Source organism: Neobacillus citreus (assembly GCF_018343545.2).
Lineage (GTDB): Bacteria > Bacillota > Bacilli > Bacillales > Cytobacillaceae > Neobacillus > Neobacillus citreus.
In genome coordinates, this window is record NZ_JAGYPE020000033.1 from 25071 (window position 1) to 49227 (window position 24157).

Annotated in this window: 22 protein-coding genes; 4 read left to right on the plus strand and 18 right to left on the minus strand. The window is 44.4% G+C overall.

Annotated features, from left to right (window positions below):
• The first annotated feature begins 62 nt into the window (after positions 1–62).
• Together KHB02_RS17275 and KHB02_RS17280 are read left to right on the plus strand one after the other, a co-directional pair.
• Positions 63–1619, plus strand: coding sequence for an amidohydrolase (locus tag KHB02_RS17275; RefSeq protein WP_213143984.1), 1557 nt, complete (start codon positions 63–65; stop codon positions 1617–1619).
• A 125-nt stretch (positions 1620–1744) separates the two neighbouring features.
• On the plus strand, positions 1745–2518 hold the full coding sequence (locus KHB02_RS17280) for an IclR family transcriptional regulator (RefSeq protein ID WP_213143983.1): 774 nt from the start codon (positions 1745–1747) through the stop codon (positions 2516–2518).
• A 31-nt stretch (positions 2519–2549) separates the two neighbouring features.
• Here KHB02_RS17280 and KHB02_RS17285 read toward each other — a convergent pair whose 3' ends face one another.
• From KHB02_RS17285 to KHB02_RS17350, 13 genes are all read right to left on the minus strand, one after another.
• Complete coding sequence (locus tag KHB02_RS17285; protein WP_213143982.1) at positions 2550–3281, minus strand: enoyl-CoA hydratase/isomerase family protein; 732 nt, start codon at positions 3279–3281, stop codon at positions 2550–2552.
• Between the two features lie 60 nt (positions 3282–3341).
• Positions 3342–4121, minus strand: a complete 780-nt coding sequence (locus KHB02_RS17290; protein ID WP_213143981.1) for an enoyl-CoA hydratase/isomerase family protein — start codon at positions 4119–4121, stop codon at positions 3342–3344.
• Between the two features lie 52 nt (positions 4122–4173).
• Positions 4174–6060 carry a CoA transferase gene (locus tag KHB02_RS17295; protein WP_213143980.1) on the minus strand — a complete coding sequence of 629 codons (1887 nt, stop codon included), beginning with the start codon at positions 6058–6060 and terminating at the stop codon, positions 4174–4176.
• Positions 6061–6087: 27 nt separating this feature from the next.
• Complete coding sequence (locus KHB02_RS17300) at positions 6088–6231, minus strand: hypothetical protein (RefSeq protein ID WP_213143979.1); 144 nt, start codon at positions 6229–6231, stop codon at positions 6088–6090.
• Between the two features lie 232 nt (positions 6232–6463).
• Entirely contained in the window at positions 6464–7699 is a 1236-nt protein-coding gene (locus KHB02_RS17310; protein WP_213143977.1) for a CaiB/BaiF CoA transferase family protein, read from the minus strand.
• Between the two features lie 32 nt (positions 7700–7731).
• Positions 7732–8934: a CaiB/BaiF CoA transferase family protein gene (locus KHB02_RS17315; RefSeq protein ID WP_213143976.1), complete on the minus strand. Its 1203-nt coding sequence runs from the start codon at positions 8932–8934 to the stop codon at positions 7732–7734.
• A gap of 87 nt (positions 8935–9021) precedes the next feature.
• Positions 9022–10197 (minus strand): acyl-CoA dehydrogenase family protein, encoded by a 1176-nt coding sequence (locus KHB02_RS17320; RefSeq protein ID WP_213143975.1) that lies wholly within the window; start codon positions 10195–10197, stop codon positions 9022–9024.
• A 16-nt stretch (positions 10198–10213) separates the two neighbouring features.
• On the minus strand, positions 10214–10639 hold the full coding sequence (locus tag KHB02_RS17325; RefSeq protein ID WP_213143974.1) for a Zn-ribbon domain-containing OB-fold protein: 426 nt from the start codon (positions 10637–10639) through the stop codon (positions 10214–10216).
• Positions 10640–10642: 3 nt separating this feature from the next.
• Complete coding sequence (locus KHB02_RS17330) at positions 10643–11809, minus strand: thiolase C-terminal domain-containing protein (RefSeq protein ID WP_213143973.1); 1167 nt, start codon at positions 11807–11809, stop codon at positions 10643–10645.
• A gap of 4 nt (positions 11810–11813) precedes the next feature.
• Positions 11814–12254, minus strand: a complete 441-nt coding sequence (locus KHB02_RS17335; protein WP_213143972.1) for a hotdog family protein — start codon at positions 12252–12254, stop codon at positions 11814–11816.
• 12 nt (positions 12255–12266) lie between these two features.
• Positions 12267–12782 (minus strand): MaoC family dehydratase, encoded by a 516-nt coding sequence (locus KHB02_RS17340; protein WP_241113922.1) that lies wholly within the window; start codon positions 12780–12782, stop codon positions 12267–12269.
• Between the two features lie 58 nt (positions 12783–12840).
• Entirely contained in the window at positions 12841–14007 is a 1167-nt protein-coding gene (locus tag KHB02_RS17345; protein WP_241113923.1) for an acyl-CoA dehydrogenase family protein, read from the minus strand.
• A gap of 100 nt (positions 14008–14107) precedes the next feature.
• On the minus strand, positions 14108–15679 hold the full coding sequence (locus KHB02_RS17350; protein ID WP_213143969.1) for a class I adenylate-forming enzyme family protein: 1572 nt from the start codon (positions 15677–15679) through the stop codon (positions 14108–14110).
• A 252-nt stretch (positions 15680–15931) separates the two neighbouring features.
• On the opposite strand from KHB02_RS17350, the gene KHB02_RS17355 reads away from it, so the two are divergent.
• Both KHB02_RS17355 and KHB02_RS17360 read left to right on the plus strand, forming a co-directional pair.
• Positions 15932–16555, plus strand: coding sequence for a TetR/AcrR family transcriptional regulator (locus KHB02_RS17355; protein WP_213143968.1), 624 nt, complete (start codon positions 15932–15934; stop codon positions 16553–16555).
• A gap of 315 nt (positions 16556–16870) precedes the next feature.
• Positions 16871–18487, plus strand: a complete 1617-nt coding sequence (locus KHB02_RS17360; protein WP_213143967.1) for an MFS transporter — start codon at positions 16871–16873, stop codon at positions 18485–18487.
• A gap of 48 nt (positions 18488–18535) precedes the next feature.
• Here KHB02_RS17360 and KHB02_RS17365 read toward each other — a convergent pair whose 3' ends face one another.
• The 5 genes from KHB02_RS17365 to KHB02_RS17385 are packed head-to-tail and all read right to left on the minus strand — an operon-like array spanning position 18536 to position 24121.
• Complete coding sequence (locus KHB02_RS17365; RefSeq protein WP_213143966.1) at positions 18536–20098, minus strand: class I adenylate-forming enzyme family protein; 1563 nt, start codon at positions 20096–20098, stop codon at positions 18536–18538.
• Positions 20099–20144: 46 nt separating this feature from the next.
• Positions 20145–21281, minus strand: a complete 1137-nt coding sequence (locus KHB02_RS17370) for an acyl-CoA dehydrogenase family protein (protein WP_213143965.1) — start codon at positions 21279–21281, stop codon at positions 20145–20147.
• 23 nt (positions 21282–21304) lie between these two features.
• The gene (locus KHB02_RS17375) at positions 21305–22498 is read right to left on the minus strand and encodes an acyl-CoA dehydrogenase family protein (protein ID WP_213143964.1); all 1194 of its coding nucleotides are present in this window, start codon (positions 22496–22498) and stop codon (positions 21305–21307) included.
• A gap of 31 nt (positions 22499–22529) precedes the next feature.
• Positions 22530–22946, minus strand: coding sequence for a Zn-ribbon domain-containing OB-fold protein (locus KHB02_RS17380; RefSeq protein WP_213143963.1), 417 nt, complete (start codon positions 22944–22946; stop codon positions 22530–22532).
• A gap of 11 nt (positions 22947–22957) precedes the next feature.
• The gene (locus KHB02_RS17385) at positions 22958–24121 is read right to left on the minus strand and encodes a thiolase C-terminal domain-containing protein (protein ID WP_213143962.1); all 1164 of its coding nucleotides are present in this window, start codon (positions 24119–24121) and stop codon (positions 22958–22960) included.
• Between the last annotated feature and the right edge of the window lie 36 nt (positions 24122–24157).

Genomic DNA, 24157 nt, shown 5'->3' on the forward strand with positions numbered 1-24157 from the left:
ATTCGTAATTTTTTATTTACAATTAAATAAAGAAATAATGATACTGTGAGGAGCTTACAATTATGCCCTTTACTCCAGCAGATTTAGTAATTGAAAATGTATCGGTAATTACCATGGATCGGCAATTCCCGTTTGCTAACGGAGTTGCTGTTGTGAATGGAAAAATTGCAGCACTTCTAACCAATAATGAACAAAAATGGCCGATTAAACCCGGCGGCATGCGCGTAAATGGAGAAGGGATGACATTGCTGCCGGGACTCATTGACGCCCATTGCCACCTTCGCGCGCAAACCAGCATGAATTTAGCGGTGCCTTGCAGTCGAAATAAAATAAACAGTATTGAAGAAATTATCCTGGCCATCCGTGAACACGCCAAGCGTTTACCGACAGGAACTTGGATTCGTGCGACCGGATACGATCCATTTTTTTTAACTGAAAACCGTCATCCTAACCGCTGGGACTTGGATAAAGCCGCTCCAAACCATCCCGTTCGTTTGCGCCACATTACTCGTCATGCTTCAGTCCTCAACAGTGCAGCACTGGCACTTTCCGGAATTGGACCGAATAGCTCAGATCCGCCGGGAATGAGGGTGGACCGTGACCCTAAGACAGGAAAACCAACAGGAATTGTATATGGCGGCGATACTTGGCTTTCTCAATATGTGATACCTCCCATTACTGCATCCGAACTGCAAAATGGGGCAAACCATCTGCTAAACGGGCTGCTCAAAAAAGGGATTACTGCAGTCCAGGATGCTACCCCTACCAATACGCTTGATGACTTGGAGTTCTGGGCAGCACGAATTCAGCAGGATAATTGGCCAATTTCCATTCAAATGATGGCAAATGAACATAATCATATGCCCATGGCTCGACACCTGGCAGAAGAACTGCCGGCCGGGATTTCAAAGCGCTTAGAAATGGGTTCGCTCAAAGTAGTGCTTGAAGCACTTCCTGAACTTTATCCCTCTATCCAGGAACTTTCTCGGATAGCGGTTGAAGCCACTGGTCGAAATGTACCAATAGCCGTTCATGTTGTTGACCCCGAAATGGTCTGGGCAGCAACAGAGGCTATTCGCTCGGCCCGGGAAAGGCATCCGAAAAACAACATCCGCCACCGGCTTGAACACCTTAGTCTTTGCCCAGAAGCATTTTTACCAGAAATTTCAGCATTAGGAATCATCGTCGTGACAAATCCAAGTCTTATTTATGATCATGGCGACCGATACCTTATCGATGTCGATCCACTCGAACATGAATGGCTGTATCGGATGAACAGCTTGCTGTCAGAAAACATCACACTTGCGGCCGGATCAGACGCACCCGTAGCTACATTCGATCCCTGGATTGGAATGAAAACGGCCTGTACGCGGACTTCATTTTCCGGCAGGACTATTGGTCCCGCTGAAAAACTGAACCGCTGGCAGGCTTTAGAAATGTATACAACAGGTGCAGCACTCGCTGGCGGTTGGAAGAAAGTACGCGGCATGATTCACCCAGGATACCAAGCCGATCTCATTCTGTTGGACCAGAATCCCCTTACCTGCACTTTGGAGGCTCTAAGCAGCATAAACGTACATGCAGCCTGGTCTGCCGGAAACCTTGTTTATCATAGATAATTAAGATATTCATTATTTTCATAGTTTGTAAAAAATAGGTGCTTCCCTTATAATGAATGTAACTTTCATGAAGGAAGACAATAGGATTTCCAGATTACTTTAGAAACTGGTTTTAGGGGGACATCATGGATACGAAAAAGACGATTCATCGATCAAGCACGGTAGATAATGCTATCTCAATTCTTTCATTGTTTCTAAAATATGACTCTATAGGGCTTATGGACATGGAACGGGAATTGGGCATCAGTAAGACGGCGGCTTTTCGCTTAGCTGCCACCATGACCGATCGCGGCTTTTTGGTAAAAAACCCAAAATCCAAACAATATTACCCTGGACCGATTCTTTTCCAATTAGTGCAAAAGTTCCAAGTGAACGATATAACCACTATCTCTCAGCCATATATACAGGAATTGGCTGAACGGACAAATGAGTCTATTTATCTATCGATTCGAACAGGAAACAGCTACATTTTTTTAACCGGAATTGATAGTATCTATCCCGTTAAAGTAACCATCCCCTTTGGCGATGAAATCGATTTAACTATAGGTGCTGCCGGAAAGCTGCATATGGCCTACATGTCGAATGCTGATATGGAAACCTACATCAAGCGGACTGGCTTTGAAAAAAATTCACCGGTTGACTTCGAAAATTTAGAGGAAGACCTAGCTAGAATCAGATCATTGAGCTATTCTACAAGTTTTGGTGAAGCTTTTCCAGATTCCGGCGGAGTCGTGGCACCAATCTGGGGTCTCGGTGAGGAGCCAACTGCCGCGCTTGGTCTCTTCCTTCCGATGTCACGTCTGTCTGACGATAAAAAGGATGAACTTGTTAAACTTGTTGTAGATTTTGCTGACAATATATCTGCCGAATTCAAAAGAAGGCAGGAAACAACACAATAAACGAGGGCGCAAGACGAACATAAGATTAATCCTATGTTCGTCTTGCTGTCCATGATCGTGCCACGAGAACCTGCTCCCGGGCAAGACCTTGTGATAACGGGAGTTCTAAGCCGTTAGCCACCAATGTTTTAATCCATCTCGATGATTGCGGATTACGTTCAACCAGTGTTTTCATATAGTCAATTGTGGTCTTGAGCAAATCCTCCGATGGTACGATCCGGCTAATCATTCTTCGCTCGAATCCCTCCTCAGCCGTTATCCGATTGCCGCAAAGGGCAAATTCTAAGGCTAAACCATGGTGCACCAATCTTGGCAGACTCTGAGTCCCTCCTGCCGCTGGAATCATTCCTAAACCGGCCTCAGGAAGGGAAAGAACGGTTCCCGGTGCTGCAAACCGAAAATCACAAAGCATCGCCATTTCCAGTCCCGACCCTACCGCAAAGCCATGCAATGCTGCAGCAATCGGTTTCGGAAACCGGCGAAATTCATCCCATAAATCCCGTTGCAATCTTACCCTTCGTTTCCTTATGACGGCAGGCTCTGTTCCAAATTCCGTTAAATCCGCTCCTGCACAAAACCCCCGCCCTGCGCCACAAAGGACGAGAGCGTCAACGGATGGATCATCACGAACCGCAAGTAAGGCTTCATATAATTGATCCCTTATTTCCACACTGAATGCGTTTAATTTGTCAGGCTTATTCAATGTAATCACTGCAATTTGTCCGTCTTTTTCCAAAAGGACCGCATGTTCTTTTTCTGTCAAAATGCCCCCTCCTTTTTAAATTTAGTCTAAAGATAGTTGGAACGAAGCGAATCTAGTGCACTATTCTCCTATAAAATTTGGAGTTCGCTTTTCGAGAAAGGACCTAACCCCTTCCATCCGATCCTGACTTGTCTGGAGCAGCATATAAATATCAAGTTCCAAGCGCAGTGCCTGTTCTAATGGCAGTTCACTTCCTCTTAACAGACACTCTTTCGTATATTGCAAGGAAAGGGTGGACATATTAACAAGCTGCTTAGCCTTGTTACAAGCCTCAACCCAAAGTAAATCATCTTCTATTAATTTGTTGACCAAACCTAAATGGAAAGCTTGGTGTGCCTGGACCACATCCCCTCCCAAGAGCATCGACATGGCAGGACCTTTGCCAATTAATCGCGGTAACCGCTGGGTAATCCCTCCGGCGGGTACCCGCCCCCAGGTTGATTCGGGAACGGAAAAGACCGCATTCTCAGTTGCATAGCGGATATCCGCTATGCAAGCCAAGCTTAGACCCAGTGACGCACAATATCCCTTAATGGCCGCAATAATCGGCACAGGCAACCGAGCCCACTCTTCAAGAGCAGCACAGGCAAGAGTCAAGGCTGAATAGGCTTCATCGCTGAAATCCTCTGCGTCATCCGGAGCAGGGAGACCGCTTGAAAAACACTTTCCCCGAGCACCCAACACAATGACTTTAATATCGTCTCGTTCTTGTACATCACGGGCAAGACTTAGAAGCTCTTGAGCCATTTCTGGATTGAATTGATTATGGTTTTCAGGGTTATTAAGCAGCACATGGGCGATACAATCATCGACCCACACGTCAAGAAAACGGTATTTCATTCATTAGACCTCCTCTTATAGGAAAAGTTAAATAACATAACATCTATTAATCTTATAAATCTGCACCAGACGCCCCTTGGCCGACCAGCTGAATCACCTCATCCGTATGCTGGCCAAGTGCTGGAGGGGGAAATGTTTGTGCCTCCCAGTCAGGACTACTCCAAGGCATTCCAAGAACCGGTGGGCCGCCGTCTATCATTAATCGTAGGATCTGACCATCATTGGCAAGCTCATTTATTCCATTCACACTAATAGGTGTTCTCGGCTTTTCCGGTATCTTCTGATTTAGTATATAATCAGCCGTAAATTGACAAGCCGTTTCATATTGGGAAGCATCTATTTGGATGCCGCTCCCCGCCGCCATTCGAAAAAGAAGTGCGGCAGCTAAAGCAAACGCGCCATGAATCCCCGCTCCAATATCGCTTACTGAAAAACCAGGGAGCCACGGTCCTTCTTCTGCTTCAGAATGGTTAGTCAGCGCCGCCATTCCAGACATCGCTTCCAACGTTGGCCCATAGCCAACAAAGTTACAGTATGGTCCCGTCTGCCCAAAGGCGGAAAGAGAAACCATGGTAAGGTCCGGCCGATGTTTCCAAAGCTCCTCCTTCGATAATTGAAAATTAGGCATAACCCGTGGGCTGAAATTTTCAACAAGCACATCACTTACCTTAACTAGCTCGAGAAATTGTTGACGGTCAGACGGCAAACGGAGGTCTAACTGGACACCAAGCTTATTACGATTCAATTCCCTGAAAAACGGGGCTGAGGAGCCCTGATTTGAACGGATCCCATCTGGACGATGGGGTGCCTCCACCTTAATGACCTTTGCCCCTAAATCTGCAAAGATCCTAGTGCAATAGGGACCTGACCACATACCGGTCAAATCGAGGATCCTAAGTCCCTTCCAAGATGGTTTGTTGAAAAAAGTGCCCTGTTTAATAGTAGGAACTGGTCCTTTATTTACCTTCCAAGGAAGCCGCATTCCTATTATCTTGGAGCTGGTGGCTTCCCAAACACCTCGGGCGTCCAAGTGCGGACAAGCAAGCACCTCTTCAACGGTCTGGGCTTTCGAAAATGGCAGCCGGAGTGCCTGCCCTGTCATAAATAATTCTTCACGCGTCATCCTTCGGCTCCAGTTTCCCAATTCTTCTTCCAATCTTGAACAGTCCATCTTGCGTCCCTCATTATTCAACCATTCATTCCGAAGGGGAAGTTCCGCCCATCTCGCTAACAATTCCCACTTTTCATCGACAGGCGCCCCGACAAAGGCCCAGCCGTCAAGAGCCGGCAAAATGGTCATCGGTGCCAATTTGTTATGACGGTTGCCGGTTCTGCCACGGGAAATTCCTGTGGCCAAGCAGGTGGAAAAGGCTCCTTCAAGGGCGCTGACAGCAATGGTAAGGGCATGAATTTGCACAAATCGCCCCTTTCCGGACCAACCCCTTTCAACCAGACCAAGCAGCCCTGCTGTTGCCGCATGAGCACCAACTAAATAAGCAGCCGGATATCCCCCAACATTCATAGGAGGAAAATCAGGGGCCCCGGTAAGGGACATCCACCCCCCAAGTGCCTGAAGTGCATATTCCTCATCTGAGTCAACACCCGAAGGGAACTGAATACAGATTCCGATACAAGTTTTCGGTAGATCAGTCAGCAGCCTTCTTGTATCATCTGAGATATGACTATCCCAAAGAATAATGTCCCACTGTTCCTTTAGAAGTCTTATCACTGTCTCGGTGAACTCTTTTTCGCACGTGGTTTCTACCATTACTTTGTTTGAATCCCTAAAAATAGATGTAGATGTTGAACTAGTCCGTATCTTTGTTACCGCGGCTCCACTTTCGGCAAAGAGCCTTCCAGCGTAGCCGCCAGAAGGACCGGCTGTTAATTCCAAAATCCGAAGTCCGATTAATAGTTCCGTTTCGAGCCCCTTTGCCATAACCCTTTTCACACCCTCAAAAATGGATTAGTCTGCCGTTGGCAAAGCAACCGGTTTTTTCAGCTGCATATCAACACCACAGCATTGGACCGTTCCTTCCCCTGCTTTAGTACAAAGAACTTCACTACCGCACTCCTTGCATTCCAAGCGTTTTCCAAGCTGGTTAGCCATTACCTTCACTCCTTTTTCACTCAGTAGTTGAGTCACTTAAAAAGATGTTCCTTCATTAGAACCTTCCAGGCTTATTTCTTTTCTAAAGGGTTACCGCAGCATTTCAAGTCTGCAATCCCTGCTTTCGTTATGATAAATTCACTATGACAATTCGGACATACATATTTAGTACCAATCTTAACCGACATTCTCCCTGCCTCCTTGGTGATATTGAAATGAATAGTGTTTAAAGCTATTTACTTATCTTTGCTCCTAACGGCTCAACCCCAATGATTTCCTCTTTTTCCAACGATTCGATTTGATTTTCGGACAGTCCCATGAGGCCTTTTAATACATATTCATTATGCTGGCCAAGCTTTGGCGCAGGGCTGTGATGTTCAAGACGAGTACCAGAGAATTTTACCGGCCAGGAAGGAAAAGCATGAGTTCCGTTGAGATCACGAGTCACTTCTTGGAACATTCCTTGTAAAAATGGATCCTCCTCCATCTCATCTACCTCAAGTACAGGCCCAGCACTTATTCCTGCATGCTGAAGTAAATCAGCTGCCTCATAATGACCTAATTTTATTGTCCAGCTTTCTACTAATTGGTCGAGTTCATCTTGATGCCGACAACGGCACGAAGCTGTTTGAAACCGCTCGTCAGTCGCCAATGATGGCTTATCAATAACCCCACAAAATTTCCGCCATTCTTCATCATTCGTGATCGAAATCGCTACCCAAGAATCTTCTCCTTTACTGCGGTAGACACCGTGGGGAGCCATATTGGGCTGACGGTTACCAGTACGTCCCCAATTGCGTCCATTCAGGGAGACATCTGCAATCGGCTGGCCAATAAAATTGGCACAAGCCTCCGTTTGCGCGACCTCCACGTGCTGCCCCTTGCCTGTCCGGTTTCGATATTCCAGCGCAGCCAATAATGCATAGGTCGTATGAAAACTTGAAATGACATCCCCCACTCCTGAAATGATCAACGGATTCTCATTATCGTATCCGTTTGTCTGGGCAATGCCGGACAGAATTTCAAATGTGTAAGCAAAACCCGGCTTGTCGCGATAGGGACCCGTACTGCCATAAGCAGGCATGGAGACGTAAATGATCTCCGGATTCACTTTTTGAAGTTCTTGATAGGAAAGACCGAAGTTTTCCATTACCCGTGGAGAGAAATTCTCAATTACCACATCACTTTTTGCCACTAATTCCTTAAACAACTCCAAGCCTTCAGGTACATTCAAATTGAGAGTCAGCCCTAATTTGTTCATATTTGCAGCGTTCCATTGTGGTCCCAATTCCCACCAATCCTTCTCTCCAGAAGGTGCCATTGTATATCTAAATCCGTCAGGGAACTGTATTGATTCCACCTTAATCACTTCGGCTCCAAGTGCCCCAAGATAGGAGGTACACAACGGGCCGGACCACCACATGCTTAGATCAAGAATGCGAATGCCTTCCAAAGCAAAAGTTGACATGTTGTTATCCCCTTTTTTTATCATATAGATCACTAAATGACCCCTTCAGCCTCCAGACTAGAAAGCTCAGATTCCGAAAATCCTAAAAGGTCATGATAGATACGCAAATTATGTTCACCTAGCAGCGGAGCCGGACTACTTATTCTCCATGGGGTTTCGGACATACGGTACGGAGCGCCAGGCTGAGAGACTTTTCCCATCACAGGATGGTCAACTTCGACGAAGAATTCCCGTTCTTTATACTGTGGAAAGCTGAGTATTTCTTCAAAGTTGGGAACAGGGTTCACTGGGATTCGCCATTCCGTTCCAAGTTGGATAATTTCTTCCCTTGTATGCTCCATCAGCCATTTATCGAATCTTTCCCGAAATAGCTCCTTATGTTGTAATCGATAGTAAAGGGTTGTAAATCGCGGGTCGTCAATCCAATCGTACATCTCCGTCATCAAACAAAAGTCTTGCCAGTGCTGCCCTGTAAGAAGATTAATCCCGATATACCCATCCTTGCATTTCTCTATGCTCGGCATCATGACATATCTCTTTGTATACTTAGAAGGACTAGTAGGAAAAGAGTTTTGAACAGTCGGATACGATCTTTGCAGCAGTCCGCATTCGGTAATCGATACATCCACGTGTTTTCCAATCCCCGACCTCCTCCGCTCGAATAAAGCAGCCATGGTTGACATTGCGGCAAATGCACCAGTAAGGTATTCCAGGATTCGTAGCTGGCCTCCTGCCCTTAGTGGCTCTCTTGTCGGCTCACCTATCGAACTAATAAATCCGCTCATCGCTTGAGTAATTAATTCTGTTCCCCTATAATCCCGGTACTTTCCTGACTGGCCAAAGTTAGAGATAGATGTCATGACCAACCTTGGATTGATTTCCTTTAACACTTCATAGCTTAAACCTAAGCTGCCCATCACCTTCGGGCTGAAGTTTTCGACAAGTATATCTGCCTCACGAACCAAATTTTTGAGGATTGTTACGGCACGTTCCGATTTTAAATTGAGGGTAATTCCTTGCTTATTGTTATTCAAATAGGCGAACAGCCCGCTTGCATTAAGATCAGAATTGTCATTTGGAAACGGTCCTTCCTGTCTTGAGGGATCACCGGATTTTGGCTGTTCTATTTTAATGACTTGCGCTCCTAAGTCGGCCAATAGCTTCGTACAATACGGTCCAGCAATATGCCAGGATAGGTCGACTATCTTTAGTCCATTAAGCGCCTGCTTTGTCACTTTTTTCACCCCGTTTCTTAGATAAAAAAGAGGGACATCACTCATGCTGAGTACAATATGTCCCAATCAACTTATTTTAGATCCTGATTAAGAACGAACGGCTATTGAATCAATTGCAGGATTTGATTGTTTTCCTAAAGATTGACTGATTTGCTTTAAAAACGCTGAGGCATTGCCTAAATTCAACTGCTGGCTCTTAAATCGGCGATAGCAGAATTGCAGCGGATAGTCGAGATCAATCCCCATCCCCCCATGCAATTGATGCGCTCCTGTTAATACGTTTTGTCCCGCTTTACCAAGCCAAACTTTAGCAATTGACACTTCTCTTTCCGCCGGCAAACCTGCTTCTAATCGCCAAATGGCCTGATAGGCAGCCAAGCGTCCGCCTTCCACGATGGTAAACATGTCTGATAAGCGGTGCTGAACAGATTGGTAACTGCCGATAGGGCGTCCGAATTGGCGGCGCTCTTTTACATAGTCATTCGTTACTTCCAGAGCCCTTCTTAGTACACCCGCCATTTCAACACATTGTAAAGCAGCAGCCATTTGAATTGTCTTCTGCGTTACAGACCATCCATTATTTATATCACCTAAGGCGTCTGAGCTTAAAAGGGTAACATTCTGGTACTCCACCTCATAAAGGCGGTCTGGCCCAACGGCTGGGAGCGGCTTAAAATGGATGCCAGGCTGACTGCCCTTTACCAAGAAAAGACTCAATCCCTGCTCTCCAACGCTTTGGCCACTGGAGGTTCTTGCTAATGTAAGCAGGTAATCAGCTGATTCGCCAAAAGGCACAAATAACTTTTTACCAGAAAGGGAGTAACCATCACCATCAGCATCTGCTAAGGCAGCTACATGTCTTAAGTCATAATGGGCTTTTGGCTCGGACATCGCTCCAGTAAAAATAAGCTTTCCCTCAGCAATTTGCGGCAGCAGCATTCGCTTTTGTTCTTCTGTTCCATTTTCTAATAGCGGGATTACACCATATGAAATGGTTGAAAGAAACGGAGCTGGAAGCGCTGCCCACCCAGCCTCCTCCACCACTATAGCCAAGTCCATTAAGCTTCCGCCCACTCCGCCATATTCTTCTGGAATAATCAGCCCCAGAAAACCCAATTCAGCAATTTCCTTATAAAGAGCAGGTGAGAATCCATTATTAAGCGTTTCAACTTTTCTTAACTCAGAAATGGAGCACGTTTCTTTAAAAAATTTGTGTGCTGTACTCTTGAACTCTTCTTGAATTTCATTTAAGCCAAATTCCATTGCTTCACACCTCTCATCATGTGTTTCGCCGCTTAAATTTAGGTAGTGCTAGTTCTGGCGTAACCTGGTCTACCACTACTTCAACGGGCATTCCAATGAATAATTCATCAGGCTCACAATCTATCATATTGGAAACAATACGTACCCCTTCTTCCAACTCTACAAGTACAACCTCATAAGGGACTTTAAAGGTAGGAAAGGTTGACCGCTGATAAACAACGTAGCTATAGATTGTTCCTTTGCCATCAGCCGGAACCCACTCCATATCAAATTTTCGACATTTGTGGCAAACCGGGCGAGGTGGATGCATATAGGATTGGCAATGCTTACATCTTTGTAAATGTAATTTCTTTGTTTCTTGAAGCAGCGCCCAATAATCTTTTGTGTCTTCATTCATTTGAGGCTTGAGAATCTTTGCTTCCGGATTATAACGTACCATCATTCTTTACCTCCTTCTTAAAATCAGTCCACTTGTTGGAACACCTAGACCGCCTGTAACTAAAACATGCTCAGCATCTGCAATCTGTGTTGTGGAAGTTCCGCGAATTTGACGGACGCCTTCTGTTATAAGGTTCATCCCATGAAGATATCCTTCCGACATAAGTCCGCCAGATGTATTGATTGGCAGTTCGCCATCAGGACGAATTCGGTGTCCACCTTCACAATAAGCAACACCCTCGCCTCTTCCCACAAATCCAAGTGCTTCCAATTGCATTGGAACCAGTGGACTAAATGCATCATAAAATTGCGCTACATCAATGTCCTTTGGCGTTACACCGGCCATTTTGAACAACAGGTTTCCATACGCCTCGACTTCAGGCAGGAATGCGATATCATCGCGATAATAGCTGGTCATCACTTCGCCGTTTGTAGACATTCCCTGAATTGCTCCGGAAATATAGGCGGGGCGATGCTTTAAATGCTTAGCTCGTTCAGCCGACGTAACAATTACCGCAATGGCACCATCAGTACTTAAACAGCAGTCATGTCTTCTTAACGGAGCAACATTGATTGGTGAAGCTAGATATTCTTCCATCGACAGCGGCCGGTCGTAGAACATCGCGTTAGGATTGCGGTTGGCATTTTCACGATTGACAAGTGACACCCACCCTAATTGGCCGTCATTTACACCGTATTGGTGAATATAACGTTGGGCAAACATCGCTACCCAGGCAACCGGGGTAAGCAAACCATACGGGTGATACATTCCCATATACGTATCACCGGCGACCCTATTAGGTTCAAAATCACCATATGTTACTGGTCCTGACGCGTCTCTGATGGAACGTACACATACAACCGTATTTGCCATACCAGATGCTACAGCAGCAACAGCATGGGCGATTGTCCCGCAGCTCGCTCCGCCGCCGTATGGGATCTTACTAAAGAAACTTAGGTTTGGAATCCCTAGAGCCCGAACAATTTCAACCTGTTCGGCTGAATCAAGCGTGTAGTTAACCATTCCATCAATATCTTCTACTTTTAAACCAGCATCTTCAACAGCGGCCAAAATGGCTTCAAGCGCCATTTGCAGCTCTGTCCGCCCGCAGTTACGACTGAATTCTGTCTGACCAATACCTACTATCGCTGTTTTATCACGAATATTTTCCATACTATTACCTCCTCGTAAGAGCTACGACAGCCTTGCCCGATGCATGGTTGCCAAGTGAATTTCTACCGGTAAACTCCACCTCAACCAGGTTCTGTCCATCTTCCTGATACTTTTTAGTCACGCTTCCGATGATGGTCATTCGATCGCCTGGGTAATTAGGAACAGCGAGCCTTAAGACAATGCTCTTTAGTTCACCGGTCGGCCCGGACCAATCAGTAAGATACTTCCCGATTAAACCATTTGTCGTTAGAATGTTCATAAATACATTGTCAGCCCCAGCCTTACGGGCTGCATGGTAATCATGGTGGACATCCGCATAATCATGCGTCGCTGAAATTGCTCCGCCGACTACTAAAGCAGCGGTAATCTCTCGCTCATGCACTGGCAGCTCATAGCCAACTTCAACATCATCCCATGTAATGGCAGCTTGACTTAAAACGTTCATTAAATCCCCCTCCTATTCTTTTGAAATGGCGTTATAGGCCAAGATCGTAAAGGTTTGTTTACAGACCAGTTCCTCGCGCTGATTATAGAACTTGTAGAGGAACGTAACGAAGTAACCCGGACCTCGTACCGTTTGCTTTTCAGACGAAATTTTATCGACGGAAATCGTATAGCTGATTTGGTCCCCAAGCTTCATTGGAGCAAAATATTCCTGCCCTTGTTCAGTGGCTACAATGGATGAATAACCCTGCTTTGCCAATTCCGCCACCAAAAGTTCCATCGAATTCGGCTCCCTGTTTGCCTTGGGCCATAGCGGGCTCATAGTATATACTTGAACCTGCATGGGAGGAGCAATGATCCCGCCATATTTTGACTTATCAGCATATTCATCATTCTGATACAACGGGTTAGTGTCCTCCATTACCTCACACCAATGTCGAATCATTTGCTTGCAAACCTGATCAGGCCCTTCGATCAGTTCAGAATCAATACCAACAAATTCCCTCATTTTTTCTTCCGTTAAGGGCATTTCATCTTCCTCCTTGAAATCTATTAAGTTTTCTGGATTGCCAGCGCTTTCAAAAGACTTAACTCTTAGGCAGCCCAAGACCAAATCGGGCAACAAGGTCACGCTGAACGTCATTAGCGCCGCCGCCAAATAGGTACACCAAACGCTTCTTCGCATGTTCTGGGGCGTATCCATCAGCTACCGCCCATTCGGAACCCGTCTCCATTTGACCAAACATCCCCATAACCTGCATGCACGTATCAAACACCTTTTGATTAAGTTCTGCTGCAAACACCTTGTTCATGGATGGCCGGTAAGGTGCAGCCTTTTCATTCGAATGTCCCCAGGCTGCCCTGTAGTTTAGCAATCTAAGAATCTCCATTTCAACAGTCAATTCAGCAAGGCTGTCACGCACCCCCGGCTGGTCTATCACACGAGCACCATCAAACTCATTTTCACTGGCCCATGTAATCGTCTCTTCGATCATTCGTTCCATCCTTGAATACGTTGACAACATCAGACGCTCTAACGATAGCTGGGTTGTAATATATTCCCATCCTTTGTTTTCCTCACCGACAAGTGCACTTAGCGGAACCCGAACGTTATCATAGTAAGAAACATTCGATCTTTCCCCAATCAAATTCATCGGAGTGACTGAAAAACCTGGCAAACTGGTTGGAACTAAGAAGATTGAAATCCCTTTATGTTTAGGTGCATCCGGATCGGTGCGGGCCGCCAGCCAGATGTAATCAGCCATGTGAGCATTGGTTGTAAAAACCTTTTGTCCATTGATGACGTAAGAGTCACCATCTCTAACCGCCCTTGTTTGTAACGAAGCAAGATCCGTTCCGGCCTGAGGTTCCGTGTAGCCTACCGCAATTTCTACTTCACCTTTTAGAATTTTCGGCAAAAAGTAATTTTTCTGCTCCTCTGTCCCCAGTTTCATTAGAGTAGGCCCTACTGTTTCAAGGGTAATAAATGGGATGTTTACACCAGTCCGCTCTATTTCCTCCAAAAAAATATATTGTTCAAGCGGAGTTCTCCCCTGTCCTCCATATTCAATTGGCCAGCCGATCCCAAGCCAGCCGTCCTCGCCAAGTTCCTTAATGTATTGGCTCCACAAGGGGCCGCCATCCGGATTTTCCTTTAGCTCGTTCAGGAGTTCGGGTGTAATATGGCTGTCTAAATACGTGCGAATTTCTTCTTTCAATTTTCGCTGTTCATCCGTTAAATCAAAACGCAACATTTTCACCTTCTTTTCCTATTTTTGAAAAATAGATTGCTAGTTTAAATGACTTCTCGGTCTAGTCCTCTACTAAAAAATTTAAGACCCTAGGATTTCGAGTTTATGGTTTCACAGTTTCACCGATAAATTGCTCCCGAAGATCCCTTTTAAGAATCTTGCCCGAAGATGTCCGCGGGAGTTCCTGAACAAATTCAATTTTTGCTGGACATTTAAAGCTCGCCAGCTTCTTCCGGCAAAATTCAGCGAGTTCCTCCACTTTTGGCGGCACTTCCGGATTATTGCTTACGACGACAGCCATAACCTCCTCGCCCCACTCTAAAGATGGTGTGCCAATAACAGCTACATCCGATACTTCCGGATGCTCGAGGAGAACATCCTCGATTTCTTGAGGTGATATGTTTTCCCCGCCGCGAATGATCATGTCAGAACTGCGGCCGCTTAAAAATAGGTATCCATCTTCATCCAGCCACCCCATGTCCTTTGTGTTAATCCAGCCATTTACAATCGTTTCATTAGAGGCATCTGGACGATTCCAATACCCTTTCATTGCTCTTTCCGTACAGACATAAACATTGCCGATTGTATTAGTTTCCACAGGCTTGTTTTCATCATCAAGAATCATGATTTCAACCCCAGGAAGCGGCTTTCCAACTGATGCCAGCCTGCGGATTTTTTTGTTAATTTCCTTAGGTGTTCCTGTCAGCTTGTGGTCGTCAGGCCCAAGGACGCTGACGGTGGAGGTGGTTTCTGTCATCCCGAATGCATTTGCGAAGTTGGTCGTAGGTGGAAATAGATCAATAGCACGGCGAATAACTGGAAAAGGCATCGGTGCTGCCCCGTAAGAGAGACTCTCTAAATTGCTTAGATCAGTTGACTGAAAGTTGTGATGATCCATCACCCGCTTGAGCATGGTCGGTACCAAAAAAGAGTGGGTAGCTTTTTCTTTCTCTACAGCATGCAACCAGGCGTCTGCTTCAAATTGGCGCAGCAGAATCAATCGCCGTCCGGAGTAGATACAGTTGCAAATACTTGTAGCACCTGCAACATGATAGCTTGGAACACAAATGATGGAAGACCCCTTCGGCGTGCCATCAGCTGCCTCCGAATGGCCCATGACATAGGTGGTTAGCTGGTCGTTTGTAATCATGACCCCTTTTGGTCTGCTGGTGGTGCCGCTTGTATACAAAAGGACGGCCAAATCATTGGAGTCAACATCGGCAAAGTCAAATAACGGTTCTGAGACTCTTTTTAATACTTCTTCATAATCCGGACCGATTTGGTGTGCCCCTCCAATGCAAATGACGGATTCGATCCCCGTTTCAGCTAACAACGGCTGAAGCATCTCAGCATAACGTTGTTCCACAATCAGAACCTTTACGCCAGAATCCTTCAGCATAAAAGCCAATTCATCAGCCTTTGCACGGTAATTGATCGGTACAATTGCTGCCCCTATTTGAAAGGACGCAAAAAAGGCCTCAACTGATTCTGGACAGTTGGTTGTTATGATGCCGACTCTATCGCCATGTCCGATTCCATATGAAGCAAGTGCAGCTGCAAGAAGGCTTGTGCGGTTCATTAATTGTGAGTACGTTTGACACTGATTGCCAAACGTCACGATCTCCTGCTCAGGAACAATGCTGCCGGCAATATTTAATAACAAATAAGCATTCACCCTATCCCCTCCTTTTAAAAAAATGGTTTCTCAGTTGTGTTAATTTTCTGAATTATCATTGCTATTGCGATTATAATAATATATAATTACGAATATAGCAATATTAAATTTTAAAAATATTTAAATCATTAAATTACACAGAATGACAAAATCTTACAAACAATCCTCTTTCGTCTTGAAAAAACAAAATCATTGCGGAGGAACCTTTTGGGGATTATTAGCAGAAATCTAGAATAGTAAGGAGTGATGAATTTGAAGACAAAAAGAAAAGTAGACCGGAGAGTTGCACGGACAAGACAAATGCTGAAGGATGCTCTCATTTCCTTGATAAGCGAAAAGGAATTCGCAGCAATTTCGATAACGGATATCATCAATCGTTCGGATCTAAATCGATCTACCTTTTACGCCCATTTTTGTGACAAGGAAGAGCTGTTAGCATGCATCATTAATGAATTAATTGAAGGGATGATGAAAAGCATGCAGGAATCCCCCTCCATTACCGATCCATGCCAAAATGGTTATGCCAGACCCACCCATGCAACAATTCAGCTCTTTACATATGTAGCTGAACATGCCCATTACTACAAAACAATGCTGAACAATCAGCGTGTACCGCAATTAGCTCAGCGTCTTTCAGATACCTTATATAAGTTTTATTTAAAGGAAATTGAAAACCACCCAGACCGTGAAGATCCACTTAATCTTAATAAAGGCTTTTTTGCCTGTTATCTTACCTCTGCTGTGATTGGATTTATTTATCATTGGGTCGTTATCACAGATTTAAAATACTCTCCAGAATTTATTGCAAAAGAACTGACCAAAATCTTTACCATGAAACCATACATTCCCTATTTACAGCCTTCAACTTCATGCTAATTGACCTTTTGCCTAACAAGATTCCGCCTTCTGGAAGAATTCCAACAAATCCTTCATTTATGTTGTAAATCTTGCTTTTTTTCAATATTTTTTGGGTTTATATTGATTTAGCAACATTTCTTGTATTTTTAATGATTGATACAGGAGGTATTTCCTATTTATAATCTGTTAACAGAATAGTCAGAAATAATTTTTCTGGGATCATCAAAGCAATGAAGGAAAGGAGAGTGATGTTGGAACCTAGATTTGCGCCGTTTGAAAGCGCTTTAATCAAAGTGGTTTACTGATATGATTCTATTTAATGGGGGAATTTTAGTGGAAAATACGGTAACACGAAAACAATGGATCCAGTTTGTTGCTTTAGTATTTGGGGCGTTTATTTGTATCGAAGCCATGGTATTTCAAGCCCCGGCAGTTCCGATCATCGCTCAGCATTTTAAGGTTCCTCCATTTTTGGCCGGCTTGATTATTCTGTCATTTTATATCACTTCAACGGCCTTCTATCCGCTTGCAGGAAGAGTCGCAGACCGAATTGGCAGGAAACGCGTTATTTTGTTTGGGATGATTATCTTTACCATCTCTGAGTTCGCAGCCGCTTTAAGCCCCACCTTCTCCTTCCTCCTGGCTGCACGTGTCGTACAAGGATTTTCAGTATCCTGCATCCTGCCGGTGGCACTCGCTTACATCGGAGTCCTGTTCCCGCCTGAAAAACGTGGAACCGCTTCTGGAATTTTTTCTGCTTTTCAAGCATTGGCTTCCACAACAGGAGCGGTAATTGCCGGTTATTTAATCAGTATTTATGGATGGCCTATTGTGTATTGGGTGAGCGGAGGACTGACCGCCATTGGCTTTTTTGTTATTTTGGCGCTAGTTCCAGAATCAAAGGGTGAAGGCAGCAAATCCGTTGATATTATTGGAACCATCTTGATTATCATTGCGACTGGATGTTTATTGACGGTTTCAACGCTTGTAAGAAATTACGGCGCAGCATCGGCAATCACCTTAGGAACGCTGGCAGTCGGTATACTATCAGCCATATTAATATGGGTTACGCAAAACCGAAAGGCGAATCCGCTGATTGAGGTCTCACTATTAAAAAGCAGATTATTCACCGTAGTAGTAGTAGCCAATTTGGTCATTGTAGCGGCCTATCAGCTATTCATCTATGCCATGAACTTTTTTCTTACGACAAGACCTGGCGGGAATGTAGCAGAAACAGGCTGGTTTTACACGGCTATCTATAGCTCTGCCTTCCTCGGAAACTTGATTTATGGAAAACTCTCAGACAAATTTAACGGAAAAAAACTATTAATTTCTATCCTTTTGCTGCCCGTTCTTACCTTATTCGTATACGCATTTTCAGTAAATACAGGAACAGCCTTTAATTTTATTTTTATCTTAACCTTCATCTTTGGATTTGGAATGGGAGCGAATACTCCGCTTATTATCAAATACGCATTAGGGGAAATGGCAGCCGAAAAATATGCGGCCGGATCGTCTCTATTTCAATTCATCAGGGACTTTGGCGCTCCTTTTGGTCAGGTTACGGGGATTGTTATCTTTACAACCCTGACCACTAGTTTTACCCAAACTGCTTTACTGAATCAGGCAGAACAGGCGGGGGTCAAGGCAAGTCTTATGACTGCGGTTGAGCAAGCAGGAAGTACGGGAGGAAGTCAAATCGATGAAGGGCTCACCAATGAGTTACAATCGCTCGGGATTAAGTTTGAAGATTTACTGACAGCAGCTAAGACGGAAGGTTTTTCTGACGCCTTGCAGATTCTCGCTTTCATTACCATTGGCTTTTTCGTCCTTTCCATTCTAATTAGCCTGTTTATTCCGAATAAAAAAGCGAGTCCCCATTCCATTAATAGAAATAAAGCAGGAACCCCGCCAAAAATAGACGATAATTTGGAAACAGAAGCTTTATAATAATATAAAGATGCCGCTAACTCGATGGCTTAGCGGCATCTTTTATGATTAAGAGATACTTAAATCCAGTTTTTGAAGTTCGTCTCTTAACTTCCTCTTCAATATTTTTCCAACACCGTTTCTAGGCAGATTTTCCACAAACAGAACTCGTCTCGGAGATTTATATTTTGCAAGTTTTTCTTGCGTATAACGGATGATTTCCTCCTCTGTTACCTCTTTCCCAGGCTTTATCACCACGCAAGCGACAACCTCTTCTCCCATTCTTTCATCAGGCAGGCCAATTACGGCGACATCCGAAACCGCATCATGATTACTTAAAACTTCTTCTATATCTCGAGGATAAATGTTAAAACCACCGCGAATGATTAAATCTTTCTTACGGTCTACAATATAAATGTAATCTTCGTCATCCATCATAGCCAGATCACCGGTGTATAACCAACCATCTCTAATCGTTCTTTCCGTCTCCTCCAGCAAACCATAATATCCGGGTGTAATGGCTTCCCCTTGGACGATAATCTCGCCAATTTCTCCTTTTGGAAGTTCATTCCCTGCTTGGTCCACAATTTTAACTTTCACATAAGGATAAGGTGTACCTGCAGAACCACGTTTGATCGGCACACCGTCCCGATGACCGGAAACACCGCCAGTTGCCGTTTCTGAAAGTCCATACGCTTCACGTATTTCCGCATTAAATCTTTTTTCAAAGCCTTCGATTACAGAGAGCGGCAAATTAGCTGATCCACAGTTTACAAATTCTAAGCTAGAAAGATTATATTGGTTAGGAATGGAACTAAACGCCAAATCATGAACCATTGCCGGAACAACGGCAAATTGTTTAACCTTAAAGGTTTCAATCGCTTGGCATACTTTTTCTAAATCATATTTTGAAAATACAACGATGGAATCACCTAAAATAAGATTAGTAATCATAGCTCCAAAACCATAAATATGTGCTAAAGGTAAAACCCCAATGGTTGTACCACGCTCAGTGTTTCCTTGGGTTAATTTCATTTCATACGCATTCATCGGACCGACTGTAAGATTTTTATGAGTAAGCATGACCCCTTTTGGTCTCCCTGTTGTACCGGAAGTATAAAGAATGACAGCAACGTTTTCTTCGTTTGCATCTTCCAATACCTCTTCCGATATATCAATATGTTCGATGGCAGGATATAACTCAATAATCTCGTAACCCTGGTACGCCTCCCTGTCTTCTATTTCATCAATAACAAAATATTTAATAGGGTGGGTTAAATTCTGAGCAGCACTTATGATTTTTGGTAAAACTTGTGCAGATGTAAAGATCGCTTTTGCCTTCGAATCATTGACAATATAATGCACTTCATTAGGATTTAAAACATACATGACGGGAATGACAATGTTACGGGCATGAAGGATGCCTTGAAAAGAAAAAATCACTTCTGGATTATTTTGCATACTAACAATAACTCTTTCACCATCGGAAATTCCATGATTTCTTAAGAGAATCCCTATTTTCTTAGCGATTACCTCAACTTCCAGGTTGGTGTAGACTTTTTCACCATGATATAAAAAGGGATACTCCCCATACTGTTTCTTTGTGTGTTCAATCAAATCCGTCAGCAGCATGATATTCCTCCTCGATCCAATTCATCTTTTATAGATTCATGAACTTTTACCAATTTAAAGCCACTGCTGCTCTTTCCTTATATTGCTGAATACTGCCAAGGTAATTTTCATAGTACCGCGCTCGTTTTAAATAAAGCTGGCAATCAAGCTCCTCGGTAAATCCGATCCCTCCATGAATTTGGATACTATGGGAGGCTATGCGAATATAAGCTTCCGTAACAAAAGCACGTGCGCTAAAGATTGCCGCTTCCCTATCTGCCGCATTCGTTTCAAGGGTCCAGTTGGCGTAGTAGCTTAACGACCTGGCAGTCTCCAAATCTGTTTTCATATCAGCAATTCGATGTTTAATCGCTTGGAAGCGGCCAATCGGCTGACCAAATTGAACGCGAATATTCGCATATTCTGTAGTCATTTCGACCAGCCGGTCCATTCCCCCAACCATCAGTGAACACAAAGCTGCATTTACATGAAGCAAACCCTCCTGTAAAATGGACCAGCCTTGATTGATTTCCCCCAACAGTTGCTCGGTCGAAATAGCCACATTTTCGAACGTTATTTCAGCCAACTGTCTGGTTTCATCAAAACATTTTTGCTTGCGTGTTGCTGCATTTATTTCTTCCCTGTCTAGTAATACTAACGACAGTCCCGCTCCATCTATTCCGTCCGAGGAGCGCACTAGCAACAAATATGTGTCAGCAGTTTCCCCTTCTGGGACTAACGATTTTGTTCCATTAATGACAAGTGAGCTTCCCAACGTTTGAGCAGAAGTTCGTACCTCATCGGGATGATAGCCTCTCTTCGGCTCCAGCCAGGCAAGTGTAACCGTTCTTGATCCCGTTGCAATCTGCGGCAAATACTTTTGCCTTTGCTGTTCCGTTCCGTACTTTTCTATTAACGGAGCGGCGAAGGCAACCGTTTCCAAATAAAGTCCCGGCAAAAGGGCACGCCCTAATTCCTCAAGGACTGGAACCAGATCAAGTGCTCCAAGTTCAGCCCCTTCATATTTCTCCGGAATGGTGATGGCTGTACACCCGAGGTCCGCTAAACCCGTGAATGCTTTCGCGAATGATTTAACCTCTTCCTTGATAAAATCCCTAGCGATATTGGTTTGTCCGTGTCCATCCAAAAATTTACGGACAGAATGGCGAAACATTTCCTGCTCTTGGCTCAATGAAAAATCCATATCTTTCTGCACCTCCTATTCGATTAGCGTCCCATATCCTTTGGCAGACCGAGAATTCTTTCGGCAATCGCATTTTTCTGAATTTCACTCGTTCCACCGCCGATTGTCATTCCAAATGAATAAAGGTAATTTTTTTGCCAGAATGAATCCACGATTGCATCCTCTTTCCACAATAATCCCTGGTGTCCATGCAGCGATACTGCGTAAGAAAACATTTCCTTTGTCAGTTCACTCACAAGAAGTTTATCCATCGAGCCTTCTGCACCAGGATAGCCTCTTTTGATCGTTGTTGTTAAATTGCGATAATAGTTTAATAGCGCACCTCGCGTTCGTGTGTAAAGGTCAATCATCCTTTGGCGGACAAAGGGGTCTTTAATTAATGGGCGTCCATTATCCTGAAGCTCTTTTGCAAGCTTTACAAAATCACCAAATTGCTGTTCCAGTGTAAACAGCTGGGCACCAATCCCCGTCCGCTCGTGCATGAGCAGGGTAATCATAACCTTCCAGCCTTCATCGACTTCACCCACAATATCCTCATCATAGGCGACAGCATCATTGAAATACACTTCATTAAAATCATGTTCCCCATCCATTTGGATGATAGGTCTCGTTTCAACACCAGGCTGATGCATATCTACCAAAAATACCGTGATGCCTTTTTGTTTTTTCTCATGATTAGAGGTTCTCGCAAGCAAGAAGCATTTGTCAGCCAAATGGCCATAACTTGTCCATACTTTTTGGCCATTAATGATCCAACGATCTCCATCCTTCACCGCGCTTGTTTTGAGTGCGGCAAGGTCTGACCCTGCGTTTGGCTCCGAATATCCTTGACACCAAACCTCTTCCCCGGTGAGCATTTTTTGGATGTATTTTTGCTTTTGTTCCTCCGTTCCTATTTGAATCAAGGTTGGACCAACCATATGAATGCCAACGTAATTAATAAGTGGCGGTGCCTTTACACGGACCATTTCCTGCTGATAAATGATTTCTTCCATTAAAGTTGCGTCGCTTCCGCCGTATTGGTTTGGCCAAGCGATGGCTGCCCAGCCGCCTTCATATAATTTTTTCTGCCAATTTCTTAAAAACTGTGCATACTCTTTTTCGTCTTCAGGAAGGGCTCTCTTCCCCTCTAACCATCCCTCAGGTAAATTTTGCTCCAACCATTCTCTTAGCACAGACCGAAATTTTTCTTCCTTTTTCGTAAAAGAAAAATCCATATAGTGACATCCCCCTCCCGGATCTTTTTTATTAAACCGTTTTCCACTGTGGAAGTGCTCTGTCTTCCGTTATATCGACCCAAACCATTTGAACGGGCATACCGATGTTTACTTCCTCTGGTTTGCATTCAAGAATATTACCGATAATCTTTACCTCCGGTACCTTTTCCAGTTCAATGATGGCAATGATTTGCGGAATATCGTCTTGAAATCCTGGTAAAAAAGGCCGGTAAGAAACGATATAGGAATAAACTGTTCCTTTAATGTCACTGCCAAGGTTTTCCCAGCTGAGCTCGGAACTCCCGCACCTGGCACAGCTTGGGCCTGGTGGATGGGCATATTCCCCGCAGCTTTCACATTTTTGCAAGCTAAGTTCATGTCGGTCTGCCGCATCCCAATAAGGATGGTTATCATGATTTTTTAACGGTATTGGCTTTTGATAACTCATTAAAATCCCTCCTAGTTTCTAAGAATCATAGCACCAGCCATATCCGGACCGGCCCAGCCTGTACAAATTCCGATTTCGCAGTTTTCTACTTGGCGTTCTGTCCCTTTGTGCTCATGGCGGATTTGTCTTACGATTTCAAGGACATTATTCATGCCATGTGTATATCCTTCAGATAACATTCCGCCGGCTGTGTTCGAAGGAAGCCTGCCGCCCATTTTCAAATTCCCTTCTGCAACAAAATCCCCCACTTCACCACGAGGTGCGAAGCCGTATGCCTCAAGCTGCCTTAAGACAACCCAGCTATAGCAGTCGTAAATCGATGCCACCTGTATGTCTTCCGGCTTAACACCAGCCATTTTATAGACTTCCGGAGCTACATAATCGGAGGCTACTTGAGATAAATCGGACCAATAATGGGTATGCGGGTGACATTGACGCGCCGATATTCCCATAATATAAACAGGTCTTGACTTACAGTCCTTTGCTCTTTCAGCAGAAGTAACAATAATGGCATTCGCTTCATCTGATTCAAGACAGAAATCATGTCGGTTAAAAGGAAACACTAAATCAGGAGTATTCAAATATTCTTCCATCGTTAGTGGTTTGCCATGGAAAAAAGCTTTCGGATTCCGCTGTGCATGTTCATAAAAGCTGACACACACATGGCCAAGATGCTCTTTTCTAATGCCTGTCTCATGCATATGCCGGGTGGCAAATAAGCCGAACCACTGTCCAGGACCTCCTGCCCCGTAAGGAATAATAAAGCTTCCGCCGTCGATAGCTGTTTGAAGCATATTGACATCCCAGCCGCCGCCGCCCATTCTGACTCCTGAACGACCATTCATGGAACGGTAAATGAGGACTGTGTTTAACATGCCGGCTTCAATCAATCCGATCGCATCGGCAATTAACATCTCCGTACTGCTTCCTCCTCCGGAAATATCTTTGACATACTTAGGTCTCACCCCTAAATAAGTGGCCAATTGATGGGAAGTACAGGAATCATTCTCCTGATAGCTCATGAATCCATCAATTTCCGTAGCACTGATGCCCGCATCGGCAATCGCTGCCCGGGCGGCGTCTAACGCCAGATGGAGCGGTGTTCTCCCCGAATTCTTTGACCGTTCACTTTCTCCAACGCCAACAATGGCATAGCGGTTAGATATATTACCCATCTATAAAACCTCCTTTTTTCTATTAATCAACTTGTT